The sequence below is a fragment of the Planococcus sp. CPCC 101016 genome (assembly GCF_007859295.1).
Lineage (GTDB): Bacteria > Bacillota > Bacilli > Bacillales_A > Planococcaceae > Planococcus.
This window is the reverse complement of the sequence record NZ_VOHB01000002.1, coordinates 273,206-299,110: the sequence shown is the minus strand read 5'-3', so window position 1 is coordinate 299,110 and position 25,905 is coordinate 273,206. Positions and strand designations below refer to the sequence as shown.

Annotated in this window: 29 protein-coding genes and 1 riboswitch; of the genes, 5 read left to right on the top strand and 24 right to left on the bottom strand. The window is 43.6% G+C overall.

The window, feature by feature from the left end; genetic code table 11:
* Nucleotides 1-53 precede the first annotated feature (53 nt).
* Nucleotides 54-323, bottom strand: coding sequence for a TIGR04104 family putative zinc finger protein (locus FQV26_RS01405; RefSeq protein ID WP_146555593.1), 270 nt, complete (start codon nt 321-323; stop codon nt 54-56).
* Between the two features lie 500 nt (nt 324-823).
* Between FQV26_RS01405 and FQV26_RS18670 the strand changes: the two genes are divergently transcribed.
* Entirely contained in the window at nt 824-973 is a 150-nt protein-coding gene (locus FQV26_RS18670) for a hypothetical protein (protein ID WP_186759581.1), read from the top strand.
* A gap of 79 nt (nt 974-1,052) precedes the next feature.
* Here the strand turns inward: FQV26_RS18670 and FQV26_RS01400 are convergent, their stop codons facing one another.
* The 3 genes from FQV26_RS01400 to FQV26_RS18665 form a co-directional block, all read right to left on the bottom strand.
* A complete protein-coding gene (locus FQV26_RS01400) occupies nt 1,053-1,244 on the bottom strand; it encodes a hypothetical protein (RefSeq protein ID WP_146555592.1) in 192 nt (63 codons plus the stop codon).
* Between the two features lie 50 nt (nt 1,245-1,294).
* On the bottom strand, nt 1,295-1,510 hold the full coding sequence (locus FQV26_RS01395) for a hypothetical protein (RefSeq protein ID WP_146555591.1): 216 nt from the start codon (nt 1,508-1,510) through the stop codon (nt 1,295-1,297).
* Nucleotides 1,511-1,657: 147 nt separating this feature from the next.
* Nucleotides 1,658-1,828 (bottom strand): hypothetical protein, encoded by a 171-nt coding sequence (locus tag FQV26_RS18665; protein ID WP_186759579.1) that lies wholly within the window; start codon nt 1,826-1,828, stop codon nt 1,658-1,660.
* A 192-nt stretch (nt 1,829-2,020) separates the two neighbouring features.
* Nucleotides 2,021-2,200: riboswitch (cobalamin riboswitch) on the bottom strand.
* Between the two features lie 161 nt (nt 2,201-2,361).
* Between FQV26_RS18665 and FQV26_RS01390 the strand changes: the two genes are divergently transcribed.
* The 3 genes from FQV26_RS01390 to FQV26_RS01380 all read left to right on the top strand — a co-directional run bounded on the left by FQV26_RS01390 (nt 2,362) and on the right by FQV26_RS01380 (nt 6,089).
* Nucleotides 2,362-3,315 carry an arsenic resistance protein gene (locus FQV26_RS01390; protein WP_146555590.1) on the top strand — a complete coding sequence of 318 codons (954 nt, stop codon included), beginning with the start codon at nt 2,362-2,364 and terminating at the stop codon, nt 3,313-3,315.
* 519 nt (nt 3,316-3,834) lie between these two features.
* A complete protein-coding gene (locus FQV26_RS01385; protein WP_146555589.1) occupies nt 3,835-5,244 on the top strand; it encodes a DHA2 family efflux MFS transporter permease subunit in 1,410 nt (469 codons plus the stop codon).
* A 278-nt stretch (nt 5,245-5,522) separates the two neighbouring features.
* Nucleotides 5,523-6,089, top strand: coding sequence for a hypothetical protein (locus tag FQV26_RS01380; protein WP_146555588.1), 567 nt, complete (start codon nt 5,523-5,525; stop codon nt 6,087-6,089).
* A 54-nt stretch (nt 6,090-6,143) separates the two neighbouring features.
* On the opposite strand, the gene FQV26_RS01375 is transcribed toward FQV26_RS01380, so the two are convergent.
* Together FQV26_RS01375 and FQV26_RS01370 are read right to left on the bottom strand one after the other, a co-directional pair.
* A complete protein-coding gene (locus FQV26_RS01375) occupies nt 6,144-6,551 on the bottom strand; it encodes a DUF4181 domain-containing protein (protein WP_146555587.1) in 408 nt (135 codons plus the stop codon).
* A 40-nt stretch (nt 6,552-6,591) separates the two neighbouring features.
* Nucleotides 6,592-6,786: a DUF6366 family protein gene (locus FQV26_RS01370; RefSeq protein WP_146555586.1), complete on the bottom strand. Its 195-nt coding sequence runs from the start codon at nt 6,784-6,786 to the stop codon at nt 6,592-6,594.
* A gap of 139 nt (nt 6,787-6,925) precedes the next feature.
* Here FQV26_RS01370 and FQV26_RS01365 point away from each other — a divergent pair, with 139 nt between their 5' ends.
* Complete coding sequence (locus FQV26_RS01365) at nt 6,926-7,108, top strand: hypothetical protein (RefSeq protein WP_146555585.1); 183 nt, start codon at nt 6,926-6,928, stop codon at nt 7,106-7,108.
* Nucleotides 7,109-7,205: 97 nt separating this feature from the next.
* On the opposite strand, the gene FQV26_RS01360 is transcribed toward FQV26_RS01365, so the two are convergent.
* The 18 genes from FQV26_RS01360 to FQV26_RS01275 all read right to left on the bottom strand — a co-directional run bounded on the left by FQV26_RS01360 (nt 7,206) and on the right by FQV26_RS01275 (nt 25,823).
* The gene (locus FQV26_RS01360; protein ID WP_146555584.1) at nt 7,206-7,946 is read right to left on the bottom strand and encodes a GntR family transcriptional regulator; all 741 of its coding nucleotides are present in this window, start codon (nt 7,944-7,946) and stop codon (nt 7,206-7,208) included.
* Nucleotides 7,947-8,025: 79 nt separating this feature from the next.
* Nucleotides 8,026-8,841, bottom strand: coding sequence for a PfkB family carbohydrate kinase (locus FQV26_RS01355; protein WP_146555583.1), 816 nt, complete (start codon nt 8,839-8,841; stop codon nt 8,026-8,028).
* Nucleotides 8,842-8,856: 15 nt separating this feature from the next.
* Complete coding sequence (locus tag FQV26_RS01350; protein WP_397430998.1) at nt 8,857-9,750, bottom strand: carbohydrate ABC transporter permease; 894 nt, start codon at nt 9,748-9,750, stop codon at nt 8,857-8,859.
* 34 nt (nt 9,751-9,784) lie between these two features.
* Nucleotides 9,785-10,666 carry a carbohydrate ABC transporter permease gene (locus FQV26_RS01345; protein WP_397430996.1) on the bottom strand — a complete coding sequence of 294 codons (882 nt, stop codon included), beginning with the start codon at nt 10,664-10,666 and terminating at the stop codon, nt 9,785-9,787.
* Between the two features lie 78 nt (nt 10,667-10,744).
* Nucleotides 10,745-12,019 (bottom strand): ABC transporter substrate-binding protein, encoded by a 1,275-nt coding sequence (locus FQV26_RS01340; protein ID WP_146555581.1) that lies wholly within the window; start codon nt 12,017-12,019, stop codon nt 10,745-10,747.
* 35 nt (nt 12,020-12,054) lie between these two features.
* Nucleotides 12,055-13,101, bottom strand: coding sequence for an SIS domain-containing protein (locus tag FQV26_RS01335; protein ID WP_261384238.1), 1,047 nt, complete (start codon nt 13,099-13,101; stop codon nt 12,055-12,057).
* Nucleotides 13,102-13,507: 406 nt separating this feature from the next.
* Complete coding sequence (locus FQV26_RS01330; RefSeq protein ID WP_146555580.1) at nt 13,508-14,458, bottom strand: ribose-phosphate diphosphokinase; 951 nt, start codon at nt 14,456-14,458, stop codon at nt 13,508-13,510.
* Nucleotides 14,459-14,704: 246 nt separating this feature from the next.
* Nucleotides 14,705-17,134 (bottom strand): DEAD/DEAH box helicase family protein, encoded by a 2,430-nt coding sequence (locus FQV26_RS01325; RefSeq protein ID WP_146555579.1) that lies wholly within the window; start codon nt 17,132-17,134, stop codon nt 14,705-14,707.
* On the bottom strand, nt 17,127-17,453 hold the full coding sequence (locus FQV26_RS01320; RefSeq protein WP_146555578.1) for a nucleoside triphosphate pyrophosphohydrolase: 327 nt from the start codon (nt 17,451-17,453) through the stop codon (nt 17,127-17,129). Before FQV26_RS01320 ends, FQV26_RS01325 begins: the two co-directional genes overlap by 8 nt.
* Nucleotides 17,454-17,810: 357 nt before the next feature.
* A complete protein-coding gene (locus tag FQV26_RS01315; RefSeq protein WP_146555577.1) occupies nt 17,811-18,065 on the bottom strand; it encodes a hypothetical protein in 255 nt (84 codons plus the stop codon).
* Between the two features lie 33 nt (nt 18,066-18,098).
* Complete coding sequence (locus tag FQV26_RS01310; RefSeq protein ID WP_146555576.1) at nt 18,099-18,404, bottom strand: hypothetical protein; 306 nt, start codon at nt 18,402-18,404, stop codon at nt 18,099-18,101.
* A gap of 165 nt (nt 18,405-18,569) precedes the next feature.
* Nucleotides 18,570-19,025 (bottom strand): inner membrane protein YiaA, encoded by a 456-nt coding sequence (yiaA, locus tag FQV26_RS01305; protein ID WP_146555575.1) that lies wholly within the window; start codon nt 19,023-19,025, stop codon nt 18,570-18,572.
* Nucleotides 19,026-19,320: 295 nt separating this feature from the next.
* Entirely contained in the window at nt 19,321-19,818 is a 498-nt protein-coding gene (locus FQV26_RS01300; RefSeq protein ID WP_146555574.1) for a hypothetical protein, read from the bottom strand.
* A gap of 201 nt (nt 19,819-20,019) precedes the next feature.
* On the bottom strand, nt 20,020-21,486 hold the full coding sequence (gene gucD / locus FQV26_RS01295) for an alpha-ketoglutaric semialdehyde dehydrogenase GucD (protein WP_146555573.1): 1,467 nt from the start codon (nt 21,484-21,486) through the stop codon (nt 20,020-20,022).
* Nucleotides 21,483-21,668 (bottom strand): hypothetical protein, encoded by a 186-nt coding sequence (locus FQV26_RS01290; protein WP_146555572.1) that lies wholly within the window; start codon nt 21,666-21,668, stop codon nt 21,483-21,485. The genes gucD and FQV26_RS01290 overlap by 4 nt, the downstream gene beginning before the upstream one ends.
* Nucleotides 21,669-21,767: 99 nt before the next feature.
* Nucleotides 21,768-22,544 carry an IclR family transcriptional regulator gene (locus FQV26_RS01285; RefSeq protein WP_146555571.1) on the bottom strand — a complete coding sequence of 259 codons (777 nt, stop codon included), beginning with the start codon at nt 22,542-22,544 and terminating at the stop codon, nt 21,768-21,770.
* 78 nt (nt 22,545-22,622) lie between these two features.
* Complete coding sequence (locus tag FQV26_RS01280; RefSeq protein ID WP_146555570.1) at nt 22,623-23,570, bottom strand: U32 family peptidase; 948 nt, start codon at nt 23,568-23,570, stop codon at nt 22,623-22,625.
* A 33-nt stretch (nt 23,571-23,603) separates the two neighbouring features.
* On the bottom strand, nt 23,604-25,823 hold the full coding sequence (locus FQV26_RS01275) for a dihydroxy-acid dehydratase domain-containing protein (protein WP_186759577.1): 2,220 nt from the start codon (nt 25,821-25,823) through the stop codon (nt 23,604-23,606).
* Nucleotides 25,824-25,905 lie beyond the last annotated feature (82 nt).

Genomic DNA, 25,905 nt, shown 5'->3' with positions numbered 1-25,905 from the left:
TGCTTTTCACCTGTCCCCCTCCCGCTCAGAGGACAGATCCACCAGGAAAAGATTCACAGATTCACTATCACTAACATCACAGCAAACGGGATAGCCATCAGCATAGCAGCGCCCAATCCATCACCAAACAATGGCCGAAGCAGAACAATGAGGACAAGCATAAGAATACCGATGATCCCTGAGCGGTTCCTTGATTTTTTGGATATGTATTGGGTTTCTCCGCATTCCGGACACTTCCTCCCTTTGCTGTCACCAAAGTTGAAAACGATTTCCCATGTATCTTTCAGGCCCCACCTGCGGCCGCAGTTTTGACAGTGTGGCATTTTTTGACCTCCTATTTAAGAACTTCTAACTGTTTTATCAATAATCAGGTAATACGAAATGAAGCTGCCTATCGCGATTCCAATTCCAAATATCCAATAGGGCTCCCTATGAACAAGTAAGGTAACACTATACTGATGAAAAAATGGCATTTCTATGTTTTGTTTTCATGAAGAGCTCCTTTTGAATGTAACTTATATATCCTTCTATCTTCCAAATACCCTAACTTTTTTGTGATAAAGGTGTTTTGCCAGTATTTGTGCAAGAAAAAATAGAATCAGGGATTCTGCAGATATAGAGACAATCATAAAAAAATAATGGTATTATTGGATTAAACACTCCCAACAATACCATTATTTACTAATTTAACTCTTGATCAAACATGTATTTCATTTCCTTGATGGCGCTTGTTGCAGTGGCATTGCCAGTACAAAGACGCTTGTCTTAATCAAATCAACGAACTTAATGGAGTTAAAAATCCTTTAACATGGAGGCAGTGAATATGAAAAGCTTTGTTGTGGATTTAGTTGGTGCAATTTCGGATAACGTAAAGTTGATCTGCTACTTCTTTGCTGGCGTAGTGATCGTCACAGTTGTTATGTACATCATCAAGTGGGCCATTGAATGGATACTGGTTCCTATTTTGACTTGAGGAAGCAGCATATTAAATAATTCAGGACAGATGGTTAAATAAACTCACTATATGACCTGTCCTTCTTTTTTAACGTCCTTTAATTGCGCCGGGGCTTGTACTTTTTCACATCTGAAATTCCGATGAACGAACAAATGATGGCGCCTGCAACAAGAATTCCTTTTATCGTCCACTGCTCGGTTTCCCAGGAAGCAAGTACCGTGAAAAAACAACTGGCTGCCATGATAAAGGCACTGTATCGTTCTAGCAGAGCTCCAACTGAATGAATCAAAAAATATCACTCCTTACTTGATATAAAACTATATTCCGTTCAATTTATACTTACTCTTCACGTTCCCACCTTTTAGAGTTTCTCAAATTACTCACTGCTAAACTTGAAAGAGCTGTAGCCGTAATCAACAAAAAAGAAAGCTTCAATAAAGAGTGGACATTGTCGGCTGCTGAATGATTAAATACATACACGCATATTCCAATGGAAAGAACTCCTGAAGAAATCCCCAAAATCAGCAATACCATCTTTAACATTTTTGCTTCCATGCTGCATTCACTCCATTCGTTTATTTCCAGCGACGAAAGACGAAAGGCGCATTTCTTCTAGAATCTATTAATAAAGAACAAGCTATAGTTCTATTACTGATAGACAGCCAAAATTTTTCCACTTTAAGAGATACGCGTTGAAAATGGTTAGCCTAACAATTCCTTTTTCACTTTCAGATAAGCAAAATTGATTTCGGCGTAGGCTTCTTTGTTTTCATCAATCAGCTGCTGAAGATAGAATTTCAGATTGTTTGTTTTCCCTGTCGACATTCCTTGCATAATATAGACCTTGAACCGTTCTTCGTAAATCGATGTCATTTCTCCACTCCTTCTCAATCACTTTTGATTCGCCTCTTTGCAGCCCCTAGTGTTCTTACATATCCCCAACGAAAAAAGGCTATCTCTGATTTCCAGAAATAGCCTTAGACTTTTTATGCATAAGAAAAAAACGTTAACACTCCATTAAACGTCTAATTCGCACAAAGCACCACCTATTTCCTCGCAGGTATCTGGTGTGTACTGGAATAAGGCAGGTCTCCTGACTTATCATCAACGCTCATCATGCCTTCCCGTTTTCACAGTGGCTTGTTATGACTCGCTCCGAATTCACAGTTGCGGGACAGTGTTGGATTTCCACCAAGCTTCCCTTTTAAGCTTATTTTCATAAGCACCTATTCCTACACGTTATGTAATTACTGCTACTATACCATAAAAATTGTAAATTGATTGGTAATTTCTTTAACAAACTTCCCAAAAGAACAAATCAGTCAAAGCTGTTTCTTTCCAACCGCATCCACTATGCTACTATTGAATTCACCATACATTCTGAATGAGTCAGGTGTGAATCCGCGATGAATTTATTCGAAAAACTATATGCCCTTATTATTTTATCGGCTGCGGCAATTGGCATTTTTATTGGGCAAATCGATGCCATCCAAGCAAATGCGGAACGTTTTATCGTTCCGTTGCTGGTGCTGATGCTGTATATCATCTTTTTGCAGATTCCGCTCCAAAAAGCGAAGCAGGCTTTCGGAAACACTAAATTTTCTTCCGTTTCACTGCTGATGAATTTTGTCTGGACGCCTCTTCTGGCGTGGTTTCTGGCTTCTTTGTTTCTCGGAGAACAGCCGGCTCTTTACATCGGGTTTATCATGCTGCTGGTTACGCCGTGTACGGACTGGTACTTGGTCTTCACTGGAATTGCTAAAGGGAACCTCGCTTTGTCCACGGCGATTCTGCCGGTCAATCTGATCCTTCAGATTCTCCTATTGCCGTTTTACCTTCTGCTATTCGGTGGAACTGCGGGTGTAGTCGAGCTTTCCTTTTTAGCAGAAAGCGTATTTGCTGTACTGCTGCTTCCTTTGCTGCTCGCGATTGCTACAAAGAGGTTTTTGAAAAGCAGGAAATGCTTCAGCGGAATATCTCAGCCCTTACTCAGTGCGCTGCCGGTTGTTTTTCTCAGTCTGGCCATTGCCGCAATATTCGCTTCCCAAGGCGCGCTTTTATTAGATAATCTGAAGTCGATGTGGCTGCTCCTTATACCTATCCTTTTGTTTTTCACGGTGAATTTCATTGTTGGCCAAAAGACTGGACAGCTGATGAAGTTTTCCTATGAAGACAAAGTCAGCCTCAACCTTACTACATTGGCGAGAAATTCCCCTATCGCCCTGGCCATTGCGCTGACTGCGTTTCCTGATCAGCCGCTGATTGCGCTGACTTTGGTGATCGGCCCTTTGCTTGAATTGCCGATTCTTGCCGTCATCACGCAACTTTTACTGGTTCTTCGAAAACGCAGCTTTACGTGATTCGCTGAAATGAAAAGCACAATCGGCCTATACACAGTCGATTGTGCTTTTTAGCTGACAAGGCATTTTAACAGTCTTTAGGAAAATAAAAGCGTTACTCCATTTTAGTTTCTTATCTTTTTTTAGTTATTTAGTTCAATTCGTCCATCTGGCTATTGAAATTTCAAGTGAAGTGGTAACACATATTCCGAAAAACGACGAAACCCTTGCTGGAGTAAGACATTTCGGCCCTTGCTTCTTCGTTTTTTACTCCATTTTTATAAAAATAAGCGCTTTTACTTTAGATTAGATGCCTTATCCATTTTTATTATTCATTTCCCAACTCATTTTGGAAGAATTTGTGTCTAAAACTCTATCAGATGCTCTTTTCTCACTAAAATTACATTGAGTTTTTAAAAGTTTTTTTGCTATAGTTGCAAATAGACTAAACGGTTTTATCAAAAGCTTTGAATCCCCATCTTTTAAAGAATCTTTGGAAAGTCAGTGAGTCAAAACTATAGTATAGAAGGAAGTTTGATTATGGAATCTCATGTACAGGTAAAAAAACCAAAAACAATGGCTGCTATTTTAATGCTTGGTGCGTTTATCGGGTTGTTTGGTGAAACGGCATTAAATATGGCTTTAACAAATATCATGGAGGACTTCTCCATCAGCGCTGGTACAGCGCAATGGCTGACGACAGGCTATTTATTGGTCTTAGCCATTCTAGTGCCTCTGTCCGCTTATCTCGTCCGCTGGTTTACCACACGTCAACTGGTTGTCGCCGCATTGACCATTTCTTCACTGGGTGCGCTGCTTGCTGCATTAGCACCTAGTTTCGCTATCCTGCTGATCGGCCGTTTAATACAAGCAATCGGCACAGGAATTTTCCTGCCATTGATGTTCAGTGTGATTCTGCTGATTTTCCCGATCCAAAAGCGGGGATCGGTAATGGGGATTGTCGGCTTGGTCATTACAGCCGGTCCGGCTTTAGGGCCGACGCTAAGCGGATTGATCATCAGCGCAAGCAGCTGGCATTATATTTTCGCAGTAATGGTCGCGTTGAACCTTGTGCTATTAATTGGCGCGTTGAAAATGGAAAATGTCTCGGATATTACCAAACCTAAAATTGATGTCGGTTCGTTATTGTTATCGACCATCGCATTTGGAGGAATCATCTATTCCTTATCAACCTTGGCTGAAACGCCTTTTGCAGAGCCAATTGTCTGGATTCCATTGCTGGCGGGAGCCGCAGCTTTGCTGCTGTTTATTGTCCGCCAACTGAAGATGGCACAGCCCATGGTCAACGTGCGCGTCTTCAAATACCCAATGTTCGCACTTGGAACTTTACTGATGGTCATTACCCTGTTCGTCATCCTTTCAGTAGCAATCTTGATTCCCATCTACTTGAAGAGCGTACTGGCTTACACATCGATTGCCGCTGGCCTGTTGATGCTGCCAGCCAACTTACTGAATATTATCATGGCACCGATTGTCGGTTCCAATTTTGACCGGGTAGGCGCCCGCATCTTTACCCGTACAGGCTTCGCCTTTGTGACAGTGGCAGCAATCGGATTTCTTGCGATTCTTTCCGCCACCACTCCAGTATGGCAAGTGATTGCCGCGCTTTGTGTCTTGTTCGTCGGAATTTCGATGACCATCATGCCGGCACAAACCCATGCAATGAATCAGCTGCCGAAGAATTTGTATGCAGATGGTTCAGCCGCTATGAACACGCTGACGCAAGTTGCAGGCGCTGCAGGTACGGCAATCGCCATCACCCTGTTTACAGCCGGGCAAAAAAATTACATTGCGGAATTCGGCGCCGCCAACCCTGCAGAATTTTTAGCATCTGGTACCCATTATGCGTTTTACGCAGTCTTGATCGCTGCAATCATTGGATTGATTGGTTCCTTGTTTATCAAAAACAACCGGGCAGCAGTTCAATAAAGATAGAAATACACCAGTCCTTTATAGGCTGGTGTATTTTTATGGATTATAAAATGGTTAGTTCACTTTTATGACGGAACTTTACACTTCCGTTACTTTATCAAAAGCATGCCATCTTTACTTCTAGAGCGCAAACCCATGAATTCCCTCTTTTTTAACAGCTTTATACTCCCTGCTATATATTTACTCAAAGATTTGAATTAAACTTAAGTTGAACCCATAAAATGTAAAATTTGACTATCTGAACTAGGTTTATAGATTCCCGAGGAGATGAATAGATGAGAAAAAAGTTGATGTACATTGCTTTAATAATCGGAGTCGCCGGATTAGGCTATGTTTTTTTCTATTCAAATCAGTACGCTGTAGAACCAAACGAAGCGTCTATTCATGCAGAGTTGACAAAGTGGCAAAACAGAGGGGAAATGGAAGAATTCAACTTCACTATAGTAGAGATCATTCAACTACCGGATACGACTTCACATATTGTCTTTTTTGAAACGCCGGATGAAAATGTTGGGTTTGCTCAGTTGATCAAAGGGTGGAACGGGAACTTTAAGATTGTACGGTCAGGGTATGGCACAAACTTGGTTTCTTTTAGTGATCTCCAAACGAATAAAGGAATTTTTGGGTTGTTGACTGGCAAAAATCGGGGGATGGAACTTGACCATGTCACCGTTGAGTCAAGCAACAAAGATTACAGCTTTACATCAACTCTACCCGAAGAAGAGACTTTTGTGATCTATAAGAAACTGCCCGACAATCTGGAAACCACCTTCCTTCCGTTTATCACTTTATATAATAAGAATGGCGAAGACCTCTACCCAATGAGAATTTCGGATAACTAAAAGCAACCACATTTTTCTTAGATAGGCAAAATAGAATCATTGAAAGAAGAACTTTCATGACAATAGATGAAGCAAATCAAATTGAATAATGACGGCTGTTGCTGTTAGTATCATAATTATTTCGCCCATGGTTAAAATAGATTGTTTTGGATTCTCTGTGTATTTCCATTCAAAGAATGCCCTTACGGTATAGTCCAATACCGTAAGCAGGATTAACGGAACAATATAAAACAGGATGGAATACTCTTTGACAATGACCAAGTATGCAACCGCAATCAGTACTATCGTTGTGGCCAATCTTACAACCGAATCCATCTTTTTGTGCTTTTTGTTGATATGATTATAGGAAAACCAATCTTTTTTTACTTTCTCAATGTCGAAAAGTTTCCTTAGGGCAAACTTCACTACCGAAGCCGACACAAATAAAATCACAAGAAACAAACCGATTTTCAACCACAGCATATCAGTTCCTCCTTACATGATGACTTTTCACCGTCCGCCTTCAACTGAAAAAGAACCGGTAGATGACGTAGCCTAAGAACAACACCAAAATTAATAACGCCATGCCTTTCCATCCCATATCGCCCGCTGCGTCGCCCTTGTTAAATCCATCCCGCATGGATCCGCCGGGGTTATGCTTCAACTCGTTTTGCCTTAAACGTTCTCTGTTTTCTTTTGCCGTCTTCTTCGAGTCCATTTAGCTCTCCTCCTCATTTTACGAATCATCCATTTATTGTATAATGCCATTATGACATATATTTTCTGCGCTGCTCTTTATTGTTCAAAAAAGAGTGGATGGTTCAGCTGAATTTAGAATAGGGCGGAGGAGAATTCCAATGAGTGCAAACCTATTGTTGTCGATCGTGGTGATCATTATCGGAGTGGCTTTTTTGATTTTGTCGTTCCTGTTTCCTGCTGAAGTTACCACCGGTGCCTTTGTCGCTTCGCTACTGATTGCGGCGTTCTTTTATTCGCTTCACAAGAAACAAAAGAACAAAATCCAAAGCCGCCGAGGATAGAGAACCAGCAAAAGCACCGCAGAAAATTTTCTGCGGTGCTTTATTTGTCTTTTATCGGTTTTAGTCGATATTAAATAATGAAGATTAAACAACCCGCTTATTCTGTATAATCCGCTTCGATGTAAAACTTCACCCTTTCGCCGACCATATAGTATTTGGAGTAATGGACAGGTGTCCCATCCGGTCCATAAATGATTTTCTTCACGAGGATAACGGAAGAGGTTTTATTGATGCCCAGGCATTTGCAAAGTTCTGCCGGCGGATGGACATATTCGATCTCTTTTTTTACTTTTGTGAAGGGGACTTTATAGGTTTCCCGGATCAATGCGAATGTGGAGACGCTGTCATCCAGCAGGTCCTGAATGCCAGGGTAGATGTTCAGCGGCAGATAGGCGTAATCCACGCTGAACGGCCCTTCCGCATCTTTCACGAGACGTACTAGCTCTACGAATTCGGTTTGTTCATGCGCAAAGGCTTTTGCGATTTCGCCATCGTCCGTGATGATCCGTTTATGCAGAATCTCTTTTTCAATATTGTTTTCTTCAGTCGATAGACCTTCTGTAAAGCCTTTCAAATTCAATAGATGCAAGTCTTTTTTAGAAGCCCGGACGAACGTGCCTTTGCCGCGAATCACTTCAATGACCCCTTCTTCACCCAGTTCCTTGATTGCCCTGCGTATTGTGATGCGGCTGACATCAAAGATTCCGCACAGCTCGGACTCGTTCGGAATCTTATCTCCCGGTTTTAAACTATTGGTTTTGATCAATTCCTTGATGCCTGCTTTTATCTGCTCGTACAACAAGATGGGACTATCCAAATCGACGCTGTTTTGATTCATATCCAGACTCCCCCTATACTCAAAATTTAAGACTTTGTGTCATTTAACTGTACATGAGGAGCAGTTCGAAAACAATTTTTTAGAATTCCTTCGGGTACCCGAAACCGCCGTAGAATCCGCATGTCGTTTCTGCAGACTTTGTGGCCTGTTCGATTGCCTCTTCCATTGTTGCTCCGTTTATATAATTCACCAAAAACCCGCCGATTAAACTATCACCTGCTCCCATCGTATCCACGACGGAAATTTCCTTCAGCTTTTGTTCATAGACCGTGTTTTTGCTGATAAACAAAGCCGGTTCGCTGCCTCTTGTCAGTGCTGCTGCTTTAAATTCAAAGCCTTTCAGCTTCTGGATAAACCAGTTCAGCTCTTCTTCCGACAAGTCCGCTGCTGAGAAAAACGCGTATTTGATAAATGGCGCAACCTTTTCAATATAGTCCAGTTCCAGGTGATTGGAGAAGTCATAGGAAATGTCGATCACTTTTGCCAGCTTCTCCAGTTCACTTTCCATGGACGAGTAGCAGCTGACGTGGCAGACATCAAATTCGGTGATGAACTCCAGGTCTTCCTCGATCAGCTGCATTTTCAGCATGCGCTGGACCGTGTTTTTTGCACCGCTTATAAATACCCGGTCGCCTTCTTCCGTCAAGGCCACACGCGGCTGGCCGCTTATGCCTTCCGCTGTACGCGACAATCCGAAGTCGATGCCTTCCTCCTGCAAAGCGTATTTGATGTGCTGCGCTTTGTCGTCGGTTGCAAAAATGCCAATGTACGCGGCTTTTTCTGCGCCGTTTTTCCGAGCATTAACTGCGACGTTGACGCAGTTTCCTCCCGGGTAATATTTCTGTTGATCCAAATAGCAATCCACCACATTATCTCCAACCGCAATCAGCTTCATTCCAAATTCCCCCTCTTATCCTTTAACAGATCCTTCCGACAGCCCTCTGACCAAATACCGCTGCAGGAATACCAGCAGGATGACCATCGGGATCGTCGCAATCACCATCCCTGCGAGCAGCACGCCCCAATCGGTTCTGAGTGCGTCCCTGAAATTCATCAGGCCTGAAGGGATTGTCTTCAATACGTCCGAATCAATAAACACGGTCGCAAACATAAATTCATTCCAGGCAAAGTATGCCGTCAGTACAATCGTCGTAACGATGATTGGAATCGACAGCGGCAGGTAGATGCGTGCATAAATGCCGAATTCGCTGCAGCCGTCGATGATTGCCGATTCTTCCAGTTCTCTTGGAATGCTCAGGAAAAATGCGCGTATCAGGATGATCGTCAACGGCAGCCGGTAGGCTACATAGGTCAAGATCAGTGCCCAATGCGTATTGATCAAATCCATCCAAGTCAGCATTTCAAACAATGGAATGAGCGCTACCTGCGGATTCATCATAATGCCACCGATGGTGAAAATCAATGCCACGTCAATCCATCTTGATTTGTAGCGCGACAGCGTAAACGCTGCCATCGAACCGATCAGGACGACGAGGACAATCGTGACCAAGGTGACGAACAGGCTATTGAAGAAATAGCCCGAGATCCCCATCGACCAGGCTGTCGCGTAATTCTCAAAATGCCAGACAGACGGCAAGCCCCATACATTGTTATAAATTTCATCATAACTTTTCATCGAAGAAACCACCATCCAAAAAAGTGGATAGAGGATGATAAAAGCAAACAGCAGCAGGCCGAGAAGAATCATGTTCTTCGAAATTTTGCCCTGCAGATTCGTTCTTCTTGTCGTTTTGTCCATTTTAGCTAAACGGGCTTTTTTGATTTGCGTATCGGACGTGAACAGATCGGCTTTGATATTTTCATTTGTTTTTGTCATCCTACTCATCCTTTCCGGTTCCCGAGACCTTGATTTGGATAAGGGCGAATATCGCAGTCACGACGAAAATCAGTGTGGCGACAGCCGATGCATAACCCATATTGTCTTTGAAAAAGCCTTGCTGGTACATGTATACCGACAATGTCATCGAGCTCGTGCCTGGTCCGCCGTTGGTGAGGATATACGGTTCGTTGAACACGAGCATCGATCCTGTGATGGTGATCAGCATATTGACGAACAGCGCTTCTTTTACTTGCGGAACGGTAATGCTGAAGAATTGCCGAATTTTTCCGGCACCGTCTATATTGGCCGCTTCATACAGCTCTTTCGGAATTTTTTGGATCGCTACAATGAACAGCATGGTGATGAATCCAATGCTTTGCCATTGCGACATGGCGATGACTGCATAAATCGAAGTCGTCGCATTCCCCAGCCAAGGAACCGTCAGATTGCCCAATCCAATCAGCTCCAAGAAGCTGTTCAGAAGTCCCATTTGGGGGTTGTAGACGAAATTGAACAACAGCGCGATAACCGAAATCGAAATCATGACCGGTATGAAATAGATAACCCGCAGCATCGGTGCAATCCGCCGGAACAGCTTATCTTCAAGAATCGTAGCCAGAACCAATGCGAAGGCCACCTGGAAAATCACAGAGATGATTGCGTATTTGACGTTGTTGATAAAAGCAGTCATGACGACTTTATCAGCAAACAGCTGCTCAAAAGCCGAGAACCCGACATATTCTTTCGTCGGCGAAAAGACACTAAAGTCAAAAAAGCTGTTGTAGAAGTTTTGGACCAGTGGAATGTAGATGAAGATTCCCAAAAACAAGAGACTGGGCAATATGAATAGGGCTGGGATCATGCGGTTTCTTCTGGCTATCATACGTGCACCTTCTTTCATTTTAATAAGTCCTAATATTCAAGTGAACATTAGGACTTATCCAGTTCTGCATTGCTGCTATTTCTTGTTTGCTATTTCCTGCTGCACTTCTTTCAAAATCTCTTCAGGCGTTGTCTGGCCGGTAGCCAAACTCTGCCCTCCGCGCATGAAGATATCCGCTACGTTGATGTTGACGGCATTGTCGAACCATGGTGCTGTCGAAGAAGCATTGGTGATCAGTTCATACGCCTCAAGACTTGCCGGGTTGACGTTCTCTTCGGTCACCGCGCCTTCAATAGCATTCAATTGACCGTCTGTTTTCGTAAATTCAGCAGCTGTTTCTTCTGAAGTCAGGAATTTCAGGAAGTCGATGGTTTCTTCAGGAGCATTCTTGCTGACCATCCATCCTTCCGGTGCGCCTGTCAGTGCAGTCGGATCGCCTGCTGCACCTTCAATTGCCGGGAAGTCAAAGAATCCAAATTCCACATCTCCCGCTTCTTCGACCATTTTGATTTCCGCAAACTGCATGTACAAGACCGGTACTTCGCCAGCCGCGAACATATTGCGTGCCGCTTCATGGTCAATGGCAGTGGAAACGTCTCCCATATAGCCTGTCAGTTCCTCAAACATTTCAAGACCTTGAATGTAGCCTGGGTCCGTAAATTCCGCTGTTTCTTCGTTATAGTCTTTGTCCAATACTGCCGGATCCACTACACGTTCAAAAATCGTGCCGAGGTAATGCGAAATCGCCCATGTATTGGTCAACCCTTCAACCAATGGCTGTTCATAGCCTGCTTTTTGAAGCTTGTCGAGTGCTGCAAGCAGTTCATCATAGGTTGTTGGAACTTCGATATTATTTTCTTCAAAAACCGCTTTGTTATAGAAGAATGCTTTTCCGTCTACAGTGAAAGGAACGCCGTAGGTTGTCTCATCAAAAGTGAATCCGCCGAACTGGGAATCGATGATTTTCGATGACCATTCCTCGTCTTCTTGAATGACTTCATTCAATGGCATGATGCGCTCGGAAGAAACCAGGTTTTTAGCGAATGAATCCGACCAGGCCGTGAAGATATCCGGCAGTTCGTCGCTTGATACCAAAACGCGGACCTTTTCTTTATAAGCGTCATTCAGGACATAATCCACGTTGATGTGAACGTCCGGGTTCTGCTCCATGTACTCTTTGACTTTGTCATCGTAAAAGGACTTTCTTGGTTCGTTCGGCCATCTGTGGAAAAAGTCGATTTCGACTTTCCCATCAGCATTGGCACTTTGTTCTCCTCCCCCTGAATTACATGCAGCTAAAAACGTCGAAAGCAGAAGCAACAAAATCGAAAAGCACAATGTTTTCTTCATTTCGTATCCCCTTTCTGATGAACCCCGCTTATTTTTTAGTAATCCATTTTCCACATGTATCTTCTGACGGACAATGGGTGCCCTGTGTGTTCAGCCAGTGCATCTGCATACAGGCGAAGAACCGATCCGGTAAGTGCCGGCCCGAAGTATTCTTTCAAGTCTTCGTCCACACCGTCGTAGTTCAAGGTCTCAATGTCGACCACTTCCACTTTATCGCTGAATTTCTGTACGAAGTCGAGGGCACGCTCGTCTAGCGGGCGGCTTGCTCCATCGCCTTTGACAACTAAGAATGGCACATCGTAATCCGTGATTTCAAACGGTCCGTGGAAGAACTCTCCGGAATGGATCGCGTTTGAATGGATCCACAGCATCTCCATCAACAGGCAGCTCGTGAACGAGTAAGCGTGGTGAATGTAAGCACCGCTTGCCATGGTGTAGATGATTTTTTCGCGCTTGTTCTTTTTGCCGAATTCGTTTGCCACATCGGTAAATTGTTCGATGTTTTTCTCGATCAATTCACCGACATTCTGCAATTGACTGATGAAGCGTTTGTATTTTTCATTTGGAGCCAGTGCGTTCAGCACTTCGAAGAGCAATGTGTAGAAAATACCGACTTCTCCGTCGATCGCATCCGAACCGTCTTTGTAGTTGTAGTGAACGGTGTGTTCTGCCGCCTGGCATAACGGTGAATCCGCTTCCATTGAGATGGACACGGTCAATGCGCCTTTTTCGCGTGCAAAGCTTGCCGCTTCAACCGTCTCAGGAGTTGTGCCTGAATGGGAACGCAAGATCACCAGTGAATTTTCACCGACACTTTTCGGGTTGCGGTGGATAAACTCATTCGCTGTGTAAACGAAGCTTGGGACTTCCGTTTCCTTGCTGATGAAATATTCTCCGAACGACAGCGAAGCCATTGAACCGCCGCATGCGACGAAATAGACATTCTGGATGTCACGGGCTTTTACCGCTTCCACTACATTGGCAATCTGTGTGGCGTGCTCCGGCTTCATGGCCGTTCCTTGCACTTCATTGATGATTCCGCCTGCTGTTTCTTCAATAATTGTACCTTGCTCCTGTTTCATTTCAACACCTCCAAGATTTATAACGTCATATGACGTTATATTAATTAGTATTATATGCTGAAGTATTTTAAATAGTCAATATAATTTGATAATTTAATTTATTTTTTTATTTTTATTGTGATTTGTAATGAAAATCTGTGATGGATCCTTCTTAGAAGATTGCCAGAAAATAGATTGAAAACCCTTTGTCAACAAGGGTTTAAGAGGTTTATTTGGTTCTCTTAAGTAAGCAAGAAGCTACCTTTCCGCTTTAATTGTAAAATGAGAAATTTATCTTAAAATGCTGGAAAACACAAAAAGACGCCGCATATAGCGGCGCCTTTCGAGTGATTCAGTGCAATACTTTTTAAATTTAAGAAGTGGTCATACGGATCAAAAACAAAAAATTCGGCTGCCAAAACAGCTCTTATTCAAACAAAGGCGTTACCGGTTTTTGGTTGTGTACGTGTTCAATCGCTTCAGCCAGCAAAGGTGCAACCGAAAGAATCGTGATTTTCGGCGTCCGTTTTTCCTCTGGCACGCGGATCGTATTCGTCACAACCAGTTCTGTAACCGCCGACTCTTCGATCCGTTGAACCGAATCGCCTGATAAGACGGCATGTGTACAGCAAGCATAAACAGCTTTCGCCCCGTTTTCGACTAGGACATTGGCAGCTAACGCGATGGTCGTTGCCGTATCGACGATATCCACGATGATGACGACGTTCTTTCCTTCGATGTCTCCCACAATGTTCACCGTTTCGGGTTCACCCGGCTCCATTCGGCGTTTGTCGATAAAGCCGATTGGCGCGTCCAAATAGTTTGCCAAGGTACGGGCTCTTCCCAACCCGCCGTTATCCGGCGCTACAACGATGACATCTTCCAATCCTTTATCAGCAAAATGCTTTTCTAGAATTCTGCCGCCAAGCAGCTGGTCGACCGGCATATTGAAGAATCCCTGGATTTGCGGTGCATGCAGATCCATGGTGATGATGTGGGTCGCCCCTGCTTTTTCCAGCATATTGGCTACCAATTTTGCGGTGATCGGTTCACGCGAACTCGCTTTCCGATCCTGACGAGCGTAGCCGTAATAGGGAATGACTACATTGATGGTTTCAGCAGATGCCCGTTTCAACGCATCAATCATGATCAACAGCTCCATGACATGCTCACTGCCAGGTTGGGACGTCGACTGGACTAAATAGACTTCTTTCCCCCGAACACTTTCTTCGATGCTGATTTGGACTTCCCCATCGCTAAAGTGGTTGATGGAGCTCTTCCCCAGCTCGCAGCCAAGCAAATCAGCGATTTCCTGGGCCAATTCCGGATTTGAATTCAATGTAAACAGCTTAAAGTTTTTCCCCAATTGATAAGGCAATGGAAAGCCCCCTTCGTAAGAATTAGTTGATGTTATCTATTAGCTGATTAGCTATTGCCACGGTTGAAAACTGTCGTTTGACCTGCAGCAGTTGGTTTTATGATAACTCTTTATTGGGGTAATAGCCACTGGTTAACGGGTATTTTTCTTTTACTTAGATGTCTAAGTGGAATAAATTTTCTCATTAGTTTAGTTGTTACTGTTTTTAAAACCTTACACACTCTAACTCTGAACTTACGTAACAGTTTAGTTCATCATTGCAGAGGTAGATTTCCTTTCAAAATAAACATGCAGTCGATATTCTGCTGTCTCCTGCGTCCATTTATACAAGTATTCATTTTCTTCTTCGGAAGTCTGCAAGTTAACTTCAAAAATGTCATTTTTAAAAGAAACAATGCCGTCTTTTGCACTTCCGCTCCATTTCGTCATAGGCATTTCAGCTATCAAACTTGATATTTTCTTTTCATCGTATGTGCGCAGCCGTTTGCCCTGCGCATCGCTGAAATCGATATTCATTCGGTACTCTTTTTCAATTAAATAATTATGAAAGAAAGGCGCTGCTTCAACCGCAGTTAACGGTTCAAGCCACCTCTCCTTACCTTTTGACAACATATAACTTAAAACAACCATCTTATAGCTTTTGGTCATTCCAGTTTTTTCAACTTCCAAAAACCAGCTCTTGTGTTTCAGCCAGACATCTTGCTCTTTTTCTGTCAGCTCATCTGCATAGGCGAGCATTCCAACGTAACTGCCAAACTCTTGTTTTACCGTTTTGGACTCAAGATTGGCGTGAAGGTGGAATTCCAGATACCTTGGACGTCTTCCTATTTCTTTTTTCAACTCGTGATACGCGTTGACCAGCGCTTCTTTGCGGGGGGCTCTTTTTCTCCGCATTTCCTCTAATAGATTAATCACCTGCAGGTCCAGGTTGAATTCACACCGGGCTGGGACAAGCGGTCCAATGGTTTTATTTCCTGGAGCCTTTTCTGCCTCATCAAATACGGCCAACTTCAAATCAGCATTTCGATAATTTCCGATAAAATCAATGATGACACAATGCGATTTCCCTTCCGCAATTCGCAGACCGCGGCCAATTTGCTGCGTATAAACTGCCAGCGACTCTGTTGGACGGATGAAAAGGAGCGTGTCTACTTTCGGGATATCGACGCCTTCATTGAATAAATCAACTGTAAATATGAGTTCGAGGTCGCCAGAATCCAGTTTAAATCGTGCCGTTTTACGCTCTTGTGGATGCGATTCACCGTGGAGCGCAATCGAACGGACACCTTTGCGCTGAAAGAAATTATTCATATAGACTGCTTGTTTTACTGAAGAACAAAAAACGATCGTTCTTGTCTGCTTGTACCGGTTCCATTCTTCAAAAATCTTTTCTGCAAAATCTTCACGCAGCTGTACCTGAAGCAATTCCTGCTCGTCATAGCAGGTTCCTCTCCAAGGGATGGCCGAGTAATCGGTATTATCATACACACCATAGTAGTTGAACGGTGCAAGCCAGTTGCGTTCAATGGCATCAAGAAAGTGAATCGAAATCGCGACATTCCCATCACATAATGCATATACATCTTTATTGTCCATACGGTCAGGCGTTGCCGTAATTCCCAGTAAAAACTTCGGTTCAAAATGGTTCAACAGACGCTCGTATGTCGCCGCAGCTGCGTGGTGAAATTCATCAACTACAATCAAATCAAACGCGTCTTTTTCGAATTGATTCAGGTGATACTGACTGCCTAATGTATAGATTGAAGCAAAAATAAAATCAGCATCTGTCTTTTTCTCTGAAGCGTTGTAGTAGGCACTCGATCTGTCTGGATGAACGTGCTTTAATGATTGCTCCGCCTGTATAAGAATTTCTTCCCGGTGCGCAACAAACAACACCCGCTTGAATTTCTCTGCAAAAAAAGCGGCTAAATAAGTTTTGCCGAGTCCGGTTGCCAAGACCACCATTGCTCGATTGTAGTCCTCAGCAAGTACATTATCCAAAGCCTCCAGTGCTTCTCTTTGCGCCGGTCTCGGAGAAATCGGAGCATTATAAGGTACTGAAGTCTCCGCTACTTCCGGCTGCTGCGGGAGAGTCGGCCCTACGGTCATTTCGACTTCTTCCGCTTCAGACCATACAGGACTGATAGGCCGCTTAAGATTCGCTGCTTTATGTAATGACCGATATTCCTCAAGTGTTTCCGTGTTTAAACACACCGTCTGATCGGCATAAAAATACTTAAGAAATTGAGTAACCGCTTCTTCAAAAACTTCTGCATCAACAGAAGTGGGTGCAATTAAGTTCCACTCCACCCCTGTTGTTAGAGCAGAAGCTGATAAATTGGAAGAGCCCACAATCAAATGTGAAGCTTCTGTCCCCCGAAACAAATAAGATTTTGGATGAAAAGAAATGCCTTCACTTTTCCAAATCCGTATTTCCGCAGAAGGCAGTTCTTCCAAGAGCAACTGCAAGGCGTCCGGCTGCGTAACAAACAGGTAATCACCTACCAGCAGCTTAATCGGCACGCCTCTTTCAGCGGCTTGTTTCAGAAAAGGGATGATCTTTTTTATGCCCGACTTCATCGCAAATGCCGTAATCCATTGTATCTCAATCGCTTCTTTTGTTAATCTCTCCAAATGTGAAACAAGCTGCGAAGTCACCAGTTCCAGCTTAGTCATCTTCAACCTCAATCAGAAATATACGTTTATCAAAACCGCCACGCTTCTCTGCTTTTGCGTTGCGGACTTTTTCCAACTCATCAAAAGAAGAACCGTGAATTTTTGTTGCTGCATGAAGAAGTTCAAGAATGTCAGCTAATTCCTCAATTGCTTCTTCATTTGATTTTGATTCCTTATATTCTGTAAGTTCTTCGGTCAATTTCTTTTTTACTTCGGCGTAGTATTCATCTTTTTCAAGAATACGCGTTGAGTATTCTTTCCCGGTCTTTTCGATTACTTCCGGTATTGCATCGCGGACTAGCTTGTTGTATATAGGCATAGGTAAGCTCCTTTAAAATATTTTATTTAGATTATGTTAACATATTTACTTGTACTCTTTTCTACGTTCTAAAGCAGACCTAATACCGACTTTAATTTCTTCGGAAATAACTATATCATAATAGTTTATTTCATCATTTCCCCTCTATCTTTCAGCTTAGTATTTTACTGTTTAAACCATAAAAATGACATTTTGAACATCTTTCGGGTCGAAGTCGACGAACCGTCTCTAGAGGAAATGTTCCTGGCTGAGTAGATTTGGTTAAAAATAGAACAGCCGCAAAGAAATGGCTCTATTCATTTCCTTGCGGCTGTTTTGTATGAATAGCCTGCGGCCTTATATGAACAGAGAGTCATTTTAAAAACCAGACAACCCAAGCATAAATACAATTAGGATGAGCAAATATCCCACTGGAAGGGCGATCAATATAGCCAATGATGCTTTTTTCCAGAATCCGCTTGGGCTGCACCAGGAAGCAATGGCCGAAGCTAAGTACCCGATTACAATGATTAAAACCCATAACTGGCCAATCTGCTTTCCAACAAGAGAATCTAAAATCAAATAAGTGGCAAGCAAAAACAAGAGAGATACGATGCCTAGATATTTTCGCATCTTAAGACTCCTTTCGGATAAGTAGTCGAAACCTTAAAACCGTTCTCCTTTTTTCCCGAGCAAAACAGATAACGCAATAAAAATATACGGATAAGATAGCAGTGTTAATTCAAGGAACCCGTAACCCATTAACATTCCTGATGACTGTCCATCGGAATAATACCCTGCACCAACCATGTATGTGCCGAGCAGCAAGTAACTGCCAAGAGACAGGACAATGAACACGAAACCACCCAGATTAAATTTGAACTTTAAAAGCGTGTAAAGAAAAACTGGTACGTAAATCAATCCTAATAAGAGCAAAAAACAAAAAATGTAAATTGGTTCAAAGACATCCACTCTTTTTTCCTCCTTTCCATAAAGAGAGTCAGGTTTTTTGATTAGTTTTAGGCAGACAAAAACCCCTGCCGCTGCTATAAATAACAACGACAAGGGTTTACATAAGTTTCCATCGCTACATAAAAAAACGCCTAACCGATTAACCGGTTAGGCGTTTTTCACAATTTAGTTATCCTGATTCGCTTCTTCCGTATCGCGCACATTCTTCTGCACAGTAACGACGGCAAACAAACTCAAGACGAACGAGATGCCGTAAAAGCCTTTCTCGCTCAAGGTGATGCTTCCAGCGTTGAACAGGCCAATCGCCATGAGCGCCAGCGCCGCAATCAGCGCAAACCAGCTGATGCCGAAATACAAATTCGTCACCCGGATGCCTTCGTCGCGGTCTCTGACTGCCTTTTGAAGCGATACGGCAGCGTAAAGCCCCAGAATCAATAAGGTAATATAATAGCCTTTTTCGTTCAGTTCCATTGTTGCATTGTACAAACCGATTAAATACGAGGTCACGCCGATGAGCAAAGCGCCCCATGCTGCCCCTTTGAACGCCCCTGTTGGTTCACCCAGTCTGCGTTTTTCTACCGGTTTCTTCGCAAATACGTCTTCATCTTTCTCACCCAACATACCATCATCCCCTTTGTCTGTACCACTTTTCGCTATCTATATACAGGACGTCGTTCGCAAAAACCTGTCCGCTCTTACGCCCGTTGAATTCATCGCTTGCCTGCTTATCGCTCAACTAGAATACGCTTTTATTTGTCGGAACCCGTAAGCTCGTTCTTTAGAAGATACTTTTAATCAGAAAACCCTCTAACCACTTTTCTTCCACATTCCGATAGAGATAGCTACATTTTACCATAACCTACATAATTGACTAGCTCTACAAAAGGAATACTAACCAAAAGACCGAATCTTCTCTTCAGTTAGTAGTTATCGAAAAAACATAACTGCCTGTCCCCTGTTCCCAATGCGCGAGTACTTGATAGATGCTTTTTCCAGGAGAATCATCGACTACGATTTCAGGAGAATTTTCTTTCACAGCGCCCGTTGCGTCCCAAACTTGAACTTCATAAGCGGTTGGCTCGTTGTCAAACTGCAGCTCGATTTCTGTATCCGCATCTACGGACGGCGCTTTCTGATTCTTAGCTAATTCTTGCGGGGAAAGAGATTCCGCTTCCATCGAAACCATGGCGTTTTCCTTTTCGTCAAAATAACTCCAGCTGTAGCCGCCCCGTAGTGCAGCGATTTCCATTCCGTCTACCAGGACCTTGAGAGCCGGAGGCGTTTCACCCAGATTCTCCCTGTTTTCGATTGGAGGATTAACAGGATTCTCAGCTGGTACAGCTTCCTTTTCTTTCGAACAGCCCGACATCCCCAATAGGATGATTGTTGCCAAAATCCCAGCCTTCAACTTCATTCCTCTTCCCCCTTTATACCGATTAGACCTATTGACGAATAAAAAGGTTACAAACTAAAAAACGCACCCCTATAAGCGATGCGTCTACATGTGGAGGCACCTATTCCTATACTGCATATCAAAGTTTTCTATATCGAATCCGTGGCCATGAAGGGCAATAAAAAAGGATTTCCAAATTTGGAAATCCTTTTTCCCATCTGATTAACTGCCTTTGATGAAGATTGTTTTGATGGCAGTATAAAATTCTTTTGCAGCTTCGCCTTGCTCGCGGGACCCTGAACTTGACCCTTTCATACCGCCGAAAGGAGCCTGTAATTCAACTCCTGCGCTTTCAGCATTAATCCGGACAAGCCCGGCATCAATTTCATCGATAAACTCAAGGATTGAACTGATGTCTGAAGTAAAGATCGAAGCCGATAAACCGTATTTCGTGTCATTTGCTTTACTCAATGCATCTTCCAGATCGGCAGCTTTAATCAGGCCGATGAAAGGGCCGAAAATTTCTTCTTGTGAGATCGCCATATCGACAGTGACTTCATCAAAAATTGCGGGAGTCACGTAGAAACCGTTATCGTAGCCTTCGCCTGTCAGCACTTCGCCGCCATGGATAAGTTTAGCTCCTTCTTGCTTGCCTTTTTCAACATACTCGTTGAATGTGTTGAATTGGCTTTCGCTTGCAGAAGGTCCCATCCAAATACCCTCTTCAAGTCCGTTGCCGACGGTAATTTTCTCAGTAGCTTCCACAAGTTTTTGCTTAAACTCTTCATATACAGCTTCTTCCACGATTACACGGCTCGTCGCTGTACATTTTTGGCCAGAAGATTTGAAAGCTCCACTGATCACAGCTCCAACCGCCTGTTCAATATTGGCATTTTTCGTAACGATGGCCGGGTTCTTTCCCCCCATTTCAAGTTGGAATTTAATGCCGCGGGCTGCAGCGGATTTCGCTACGTTTTGCCCCACTCCCTCAGAACCTGTAAACGTAATCGCATTCAATTTCGGATGATCCATCAAGCTTTGGCCGACTACTGAACCGGAACCGGTAACAAAATTGAAAACACCTTCAGGAAATCCTGCTTTCGCGAAGCATTCTGCAACTTTGGCAGCTGTCACGGCCGCTTCACTCGCTGGTTTGAACACGATTGTATTTCCATAAACGAGTGCCGGAGCAATTTTCCAAATCGGAATGGCTACCGGGAAGTTCCAAGGTGTAATAACGCCAACTACTCCCAGCGGTGTGCGTTTCGTGAACATCAGCGCTTCACTGTCTGTAGAAGGAATGACGTCGCCTTCTTTACGCATGCCTTCAGCAGCGTAATAACGAAGAATTGCGATGCCGCGTGCCGTTTCCCCTTTGGCTTCCGGGAGCGTCTTGCCCATTTCTGTTGTCATGGAAACAGCAATTTCTTCCAAGTTTGCTTCTAATATGTCAGCTGTTTTGTATAATAGCTGGCCGCGTGCTGCCTGACCGGTTTTAAGCCATACTTTCTTCGCATGATGTGCAGCTTCCACTGCTTTATTTAAATCTTCTTCTGATGAACTTTGAACATACCCCATCGCTTCTTTAGTTGCAGGGTTTATACTAGTGATCGTTTTTCCAGATGCGCTTTCTACCCATTCGTTATTAATGAAATTGCTGTGAGTTACGGTTTGAGTTGTGGTAGTCATAAAATGATTAGCTCCTTTTTCTTATCTTTTTCTCCGTTTTCAGCATTTTGTTTTACTATCCCAAACGGCGTTCTGATATCAACGCCTGCTTTAACAACCAAAGACATGAAATCCGAATACGGCAAATCAGTGACTTCGTTTACAGTGGTACCTGCCGCCGGTGATCTGCCGGCATCTTTCACCTAACAAATAATTCTCCTGGTTAAACTTCCGCCTGAATCGGTAATATCTATTACCCATCCACTTTTCATTTATAGTTGCTGCTTTTTCTAACAACTACCTCATTCATTTACTGTCGTTTGAAATCCAAACCCTAAATTCTCAGAAAGTTTGTTTGCCGTTATTTTCAAATCATCAACCATGTTCTTCAAGCTTTCTTCGGTAATATGGCCTGCTGTTGTTGAACTGCTGATCGCCGCCACCACTTGGCCGGAATGATCTCTGATTGGCAAGCCTACGCAAAAGACGCCGGGCTCATTTTCTTCATTATCAGTCGCATAGCCTTGTTCCCTCACTTTTTTCAACTCTTCCAAAAGAGAATCTTTATCGGTCAGCGTATAGCGAGTTTGCTTTGTATATTCATAAGCTTCCAGAATCTTTTCCAATTCGGCGGGTTCCTTGAATGCTACAAGCGCTTTTCCGACACCGCTGCTGTGAATCGGCACTCTTCTTCCAATTCTAGAATAGAGAATGGTGGCATTCGAGCTTTCCACTTTGTCGATATATATGCCTTCTTTGCCGTCAAGAATAACCAGGTGGACCGTTCTTCCTGTTCTTTTTGAGAGATCCATCAGATGTTCTCTGGCAATGGTCCGGAGGTCGAGGCTTTGAATTACATAATTGCCCCGTTCAAAAAGTTTCATGCCCAATGTATACTTGCCATTTTCTTTGTTCTGCTCAATATAATGATGCTTTTGCAAAGTTTTCAGCAAGGAATGGACGGTGCTTTTGTGGAGATTCATCCGTTCCGTGATTTCAGTTAATTTTAGCTCTTTGTGGTATTCATCGAACAAGTCAAGAATATGAAGAGCGCGGTCTACCGATTGAATGATTGGCATATTGTTCATCCTTTTCTGATTGTTTAACGTGTATTATACTCCACCTTAAACAATATACAAAATGGCGATAAGGAAGACTCAGTTCAATACCGCAGCTTCTTCGACAGGTACGGCTAATCCTTTTGCCCCTTTTTCTGAAGTTATAGCGTCGGGGGAATAACGCTTCAGAAGGTCGAGTCCAATTTTCGCGCGGCGCACCCGTTCTTTGCAAAGCGCAATTGATGTATTCTCCAAATGTGTTCCGGACGGATAAATATTGGGTGAATTTCTTAAACCAAATTTAATATAAACAGGAGCTGCCACACGGATTATTTCCGCAATTTCATAATGACGGATAAAGCCGCCCACATCATCCGGGGCTTCCACATAAATATCAAGCGGAATATCAACCGCCTGACGAATTTCCGATAACTTCGCCAAAGTCAGATCTGTCGGCACATTATAAGTGTCCGCTCCACTATCTTGTATCAACTTAATGGAAACCGGATTCGACTGAGCCATTTGAACGGAGATTTTCACAACCAAATCCGCTGGGAGTTCTGCCGCCTTTTTAAATTCATTGATAAGCACCAGCAACCCTTCGTCTGAGACAAGAATACTCCGGATTCCAAAATGGCAAGCCCGCTTAATGTCTTCGATGGCATAAACCAGCTGATCCATTCCTTGTGAGCGCAGTCCGGCAATTTTACCATTGCTTGCAAGTTGCATCGGCGTAACGTCATACGTGCCGCGGGGGCCGACGAACAAACTGACTTCCAAATTTTCTCTGCGGCCGATTTCTGCCATCTGCTGCAATTCTTCATCTGTCAAAAGCATAATTCCGCTTCCTTGAGAAATACGGTGAATATGGACATCATATTTCTCGCAAGCTTCGATCAATGCTTCAAAAGAAGCTGGTCCTTCAACACTTGGCAGTTCCACACGGTATTGTGCTCCATCTGGAAAAGTTTTTGTAGAGCTCGGCAACTCTTCTGTTCCACCAACCGGATACCCCAATTTTTTAATAAAATCTTTTGTTTGCTTCATCTGTTTTCCTCCTCTTATTTTGGCTGATGTGATTTATAGGGTTTCATTGTTACCGGTTATAACCGTTTCTTTTTTTTCTGGAAAGTGGATATCCGTTCTATAATCCAACTCTGCTTCTTCTGCAACTGCAATAGGAACAACACCGTTTGCGGCATCAGTATGGCCGATCATCCGGTTGCCGGCAGCCACACGTTTTTGGCGTTTGTTGATAACGGCCAACCTTTCTTCTGCAAGTGCGGCTCTGCTGTTTCGAACTGATTCGAATTCAAATTCCAATTTCCCTTCACGTAAGGCAGCTTCATCAACAAACTCGATTTTCCCCCCGCGCAAGCTCAAATGCAGCAAGTCGCCAGTTTCCAGGTATAAAATACCGCCGCCGTCTTTGGCTTCAGGGGTCATATGACCGACTGCCGCTCCGTAGGTAACTCCCGAGTAACGGCCGTCGCTTATCAACGTAGCCAAGCGCTTCAATTTGCGGTTTGCATTAATATGCTGCATCGACGTGAACATTTCCGGCATTCCAAAGGCAACGGGACCTTGCCCTGAGATAATGATGGCAATTTTCAAGACACTTTGATCAACCATCTTATCGAAAAGGGTGTCATACTCATCGGATTTCCACTCTTCATAATGCTCAGGTGCGTTTTGTCTAAGGAGTGCGAGCATATTTTCATGGCTGAAACTTCTGTTTTCTTTGATTCTCGGAATTAGATTGGTATCCAGCAAATTACGGTTTGCCAATTCTTCATTTTCAAAATAAAGGACAAAAGCGACTTTCTTATCGAATTGGTCGAGCTGCCATGTGGACATTCCGCTGATTTTTACCACAGCCGTTTCAAAAAAGTTGCCAGTCAGTACGTCGACTCCGCTGTAAGCTCTTTTTGGCGTAGACAGAATTACCGGATTGTCTTCTACATTGCTTGCCGGCAGGTTATCTGTTTTAACCAATCTTTCTCCCCACGTGTTCCCTGTAACAGTCGGAGCTTCGACGTCCATTGGCACGCCGTTTTGAAGAAGTTCATAGAATAAACTCTCCATTCCTCTGCTTTCACTGTCACAGCATTGCATAGCAAGCGAGAAGATATCTCTTCCTTCTGTCAGGCTGTAATTGAACAAGTCAGGAATCGGATGGGAGTGATGAATTTCATCCAAATCGGCTAAACTGAACTTAAAACCACCATAGAGCATGCCCGCTACGATATGCATCATCAGGTTAGTTGAACCGCCTGAAGCGCTGTGAATGCGGATGGCATTGCGTATATTTGTCGCCATAATATTCGCTGCGCCATAAACCGGATCATTGATCATTGTCGCTAGGCTATCCAATGCTTTATTCACTTGTGATTGGTTCGGTGATTGAGTCAATAATTCCAAAGCGGGGTGAACTAAGCCCATGCCGGCTACTAGATGACGCGAGCTATTGCCTGTCCCGTTAAACGCACAGACACCACCGCTGCCATCACAAGTTGCTACGGCCAATTGCTTTTCATAATCTTTATGGGCCGCTTTTGTAATAATCCCTCTCTCTGTAGCGCGTTCGAGAACTCCCTGAAAGGCCGTGTTGGAAGAACATTGCAATATATAAGCCATTGCATCCCGCAGATCATCCGCAATGTCTGCCGCTCCATCCTTTTCTGCTTTTTTCGCTACTTCTTCCAGCTCTGCAAACAAAGCTGTCGGAATTGTTCCGCCTTGCAACACATGCGAAGGCGCAAATGTTGCAAAAAATGGCGCTTCGCCCCGGTATTGGCGAATCCGGTCCAGATGCGCCATCGCACTGACGACTCCAAGAGGCTGTTTATCACAGCCTTGAATGACAAATGCACCGTGATAACTATGTGCTTCCATTTGATTGACCACCATCTGAGCAACGGCATTTCTGCTTTGAAGTGAATAACTCATTCCTTGATTGCTTTGAGCTGTGCCGTCACACATAACAGGAGTTGAGAAGTAAAAGGGAACTCCTCCATTTTGCCAAATGCGGATAGCAGCGTGCGAAGAAGTTTTAAAATCCATAATATGCGCCGGGTGATCAGAAGAACCTCCGACAATCGCAATTCGAGGCGCATTTTCTTCTAAGCGGTTATAAATTTCTTCGAGTGTCCAATCCGGAGCTGGGCCGTCATATTCGGAGCCAAGCGTTTGCTTCGAGCGGTCCAGCAGCCCGGCAACCGTGATTGGTTCGTTCGCTTTTCCTTGGACATTGTCTCTATAGGGATTAACGTTATTGCTGATATTCGGATAAATAGACATGTTTATGTACCCCTCCCGTTTCATTGCATTTTAGTTTCTGGTCCGGCTTGTAGTTTCCGGAGCCTTTAAAGCAACCGTGTTT

Excerpts from the sequence above, each read along its gene's own strand:
- FQV26_RS01405 (WP_146555593.1), bottom strand. The coding sequence starts at position 323 with ATGCCACACTGTCAAAACTGCGGCCGCAGGTGGGGCCTGAAAGATACA.
- FQV26_RS18670 (WP_186759581.1), top strand. The coding sequence starts at position 824 with ATGAAAAGCTTTGTTGTGGATTTAGTTGGTGCAATTTCGGATAACGTA.
- FQV26_RS01395 (WP_146555591.1), bottom strand. The coding sequence starts at position 1,510 with ATGGAAGCAAAAATGTTAAAGATGGTATTGCTGATTTTGGGGATTTCT.
- FQV26_RS18665 (WP_186759579.1), bottom strand. The coding sequence starts at position 1,828 with ATGACATCGATTTACGAAGAACGGTTCAAGGTCTATATTATGCAAGGA.
- FQV26_RS01390 (WP_146555590.1), top strand. The coding sequence starts at position 2,362 with ATGAATTTATTCGAAAAACTATATGCCCTTATTATTTTATCGGCTGCG.
- FQV26_RS01385 (WP_146555589.1), top strand. The coding sequence starts at position 3,835 with ATGGAATCTCATGTACAGGTAAAAAAACCAAAAACAATGGCTGCTATT.
- FQV26_RS01380 (WP_146555588.1), top strand. The coding sequence starts at position 5,523 with ATGAGAAAAAAGTTGATGTACATTGCTTTAATAATCGGAGTCGCCGGA.
- FQV26_RS01375 (WP_146555587.1), bottom strand. The coding sequence starts at position 6,551 with ATGCTGTGGTTGAAAATCGGTTTGTTTCTTGTGATTTTATTTGTGTCG.
- FQV26_RS01370 (WP_146555586.1), bottom strand. The coding sequence starts at position 6,786 with ATGGACTCGAAGAAGACGGCAAAAGAAAACAGAGAACGTTTAAGGCAA.
- FQV26_RS01365 (WP_146555585.1), top strand. The coding sequence starts at position 6,926 with ATGAGTGCAAACCTATTGTTGTCGATCGTGGTGATCATTATCGGAGTG.
- FQV26_RS01360 (WP_146555584.1), bottom strand. The coding sequence starts at position 7,946 with ATGAATCAAAACAGCGTCGATTTGGATAGTCCCATCTTGTTGTACGAG.
- FQV26_RS01355 (WP_146555583.1), bottom strand. The coding sequence starts at position 8,841 with ATGAAGCTGATTGCGGTTGGAGATAATGTGGTGGATTGCTATTTGGAT.
- FQV26_RS01340 (WP_146555581.1), bottom strand. The coding sequence starts at position 12,019 with ATGAAGAAAACATTGTGCTTTTCGATTTTGTTGCTTCTGCTTTCGACG.
- FQV26_RS01335 (WP_261384238.1), bottom strand. The coding sequence starts at position 13,101 with ATGAAACAGGAGCAAGGTACAATTATTGAAGAAACAGCAGGCGGAATC.
- FQV26_RS01325 (WP_146555579.1), bottom strand. The coding sequence starts at position 17,134 with ATGACTAAGCTGGAACTGGTGACTTCGCAGCTTGTTTCACATTTGGAG.
- FQV26_RS01320 (WP_146555578.1), bottom strand. The coding sequence starts at position 17,453 with ATGCCTATATACAACAAGCTAGTCCGCGATGCAATACCGGAAGTAATC.
- FQV26_RS01315 (WP_146555577.1), bottom strand. The coding sequence starts at position 18,065 with ATGCGAAAATATCTAGGCATCGTATCTCTCTTGTTTTTGCTTGCCACT.
- yiaA (WP_146555575.1), bottom strand. The coding sequence starts at position 19,025 with ATGTTGGGTGAGAAAGATGAAGACGTATTTGCGAAGAAACCGGTAGAA.
- FQV26_RS01300 (WP_146555574.1), bottom strand. The coding sequence starts at position 19,818 with ATGAAGTTGAAGGCTGGGATTTTGGCAACAATCATCCTATTGGGGATG.
- gucD (WP_146555573.1), bottom strand. The coding sequence starts at position 21,486 with ATGACTACCACAACTCAAACCGTAACTCACAGCAATTTCATTAATAAC.
- FQV26_RS01285 (WP_146555571.1), bottom strand. The coding sequence starts at position 22,544 with ATGCCAATCATTCAATCGGTAGACCGCGCTCTTCATATTCTTGACTTG.
- FQV26_RS01280 (WP_146555570.1), bottom strand. The coding sequence starts at position 23,570 with ATGAAGCAAACAAAAGATTTTATTAAAAAATTGGGGTATCCGGTTGGT.
- FQV26_RS01275 (WP_186759577.1), bottom strand. The coding sequence starts at position 25,823 with ATGTCTATTTATCCGAATATCAGCAATAACGTTAATCCCTATAGAGAC.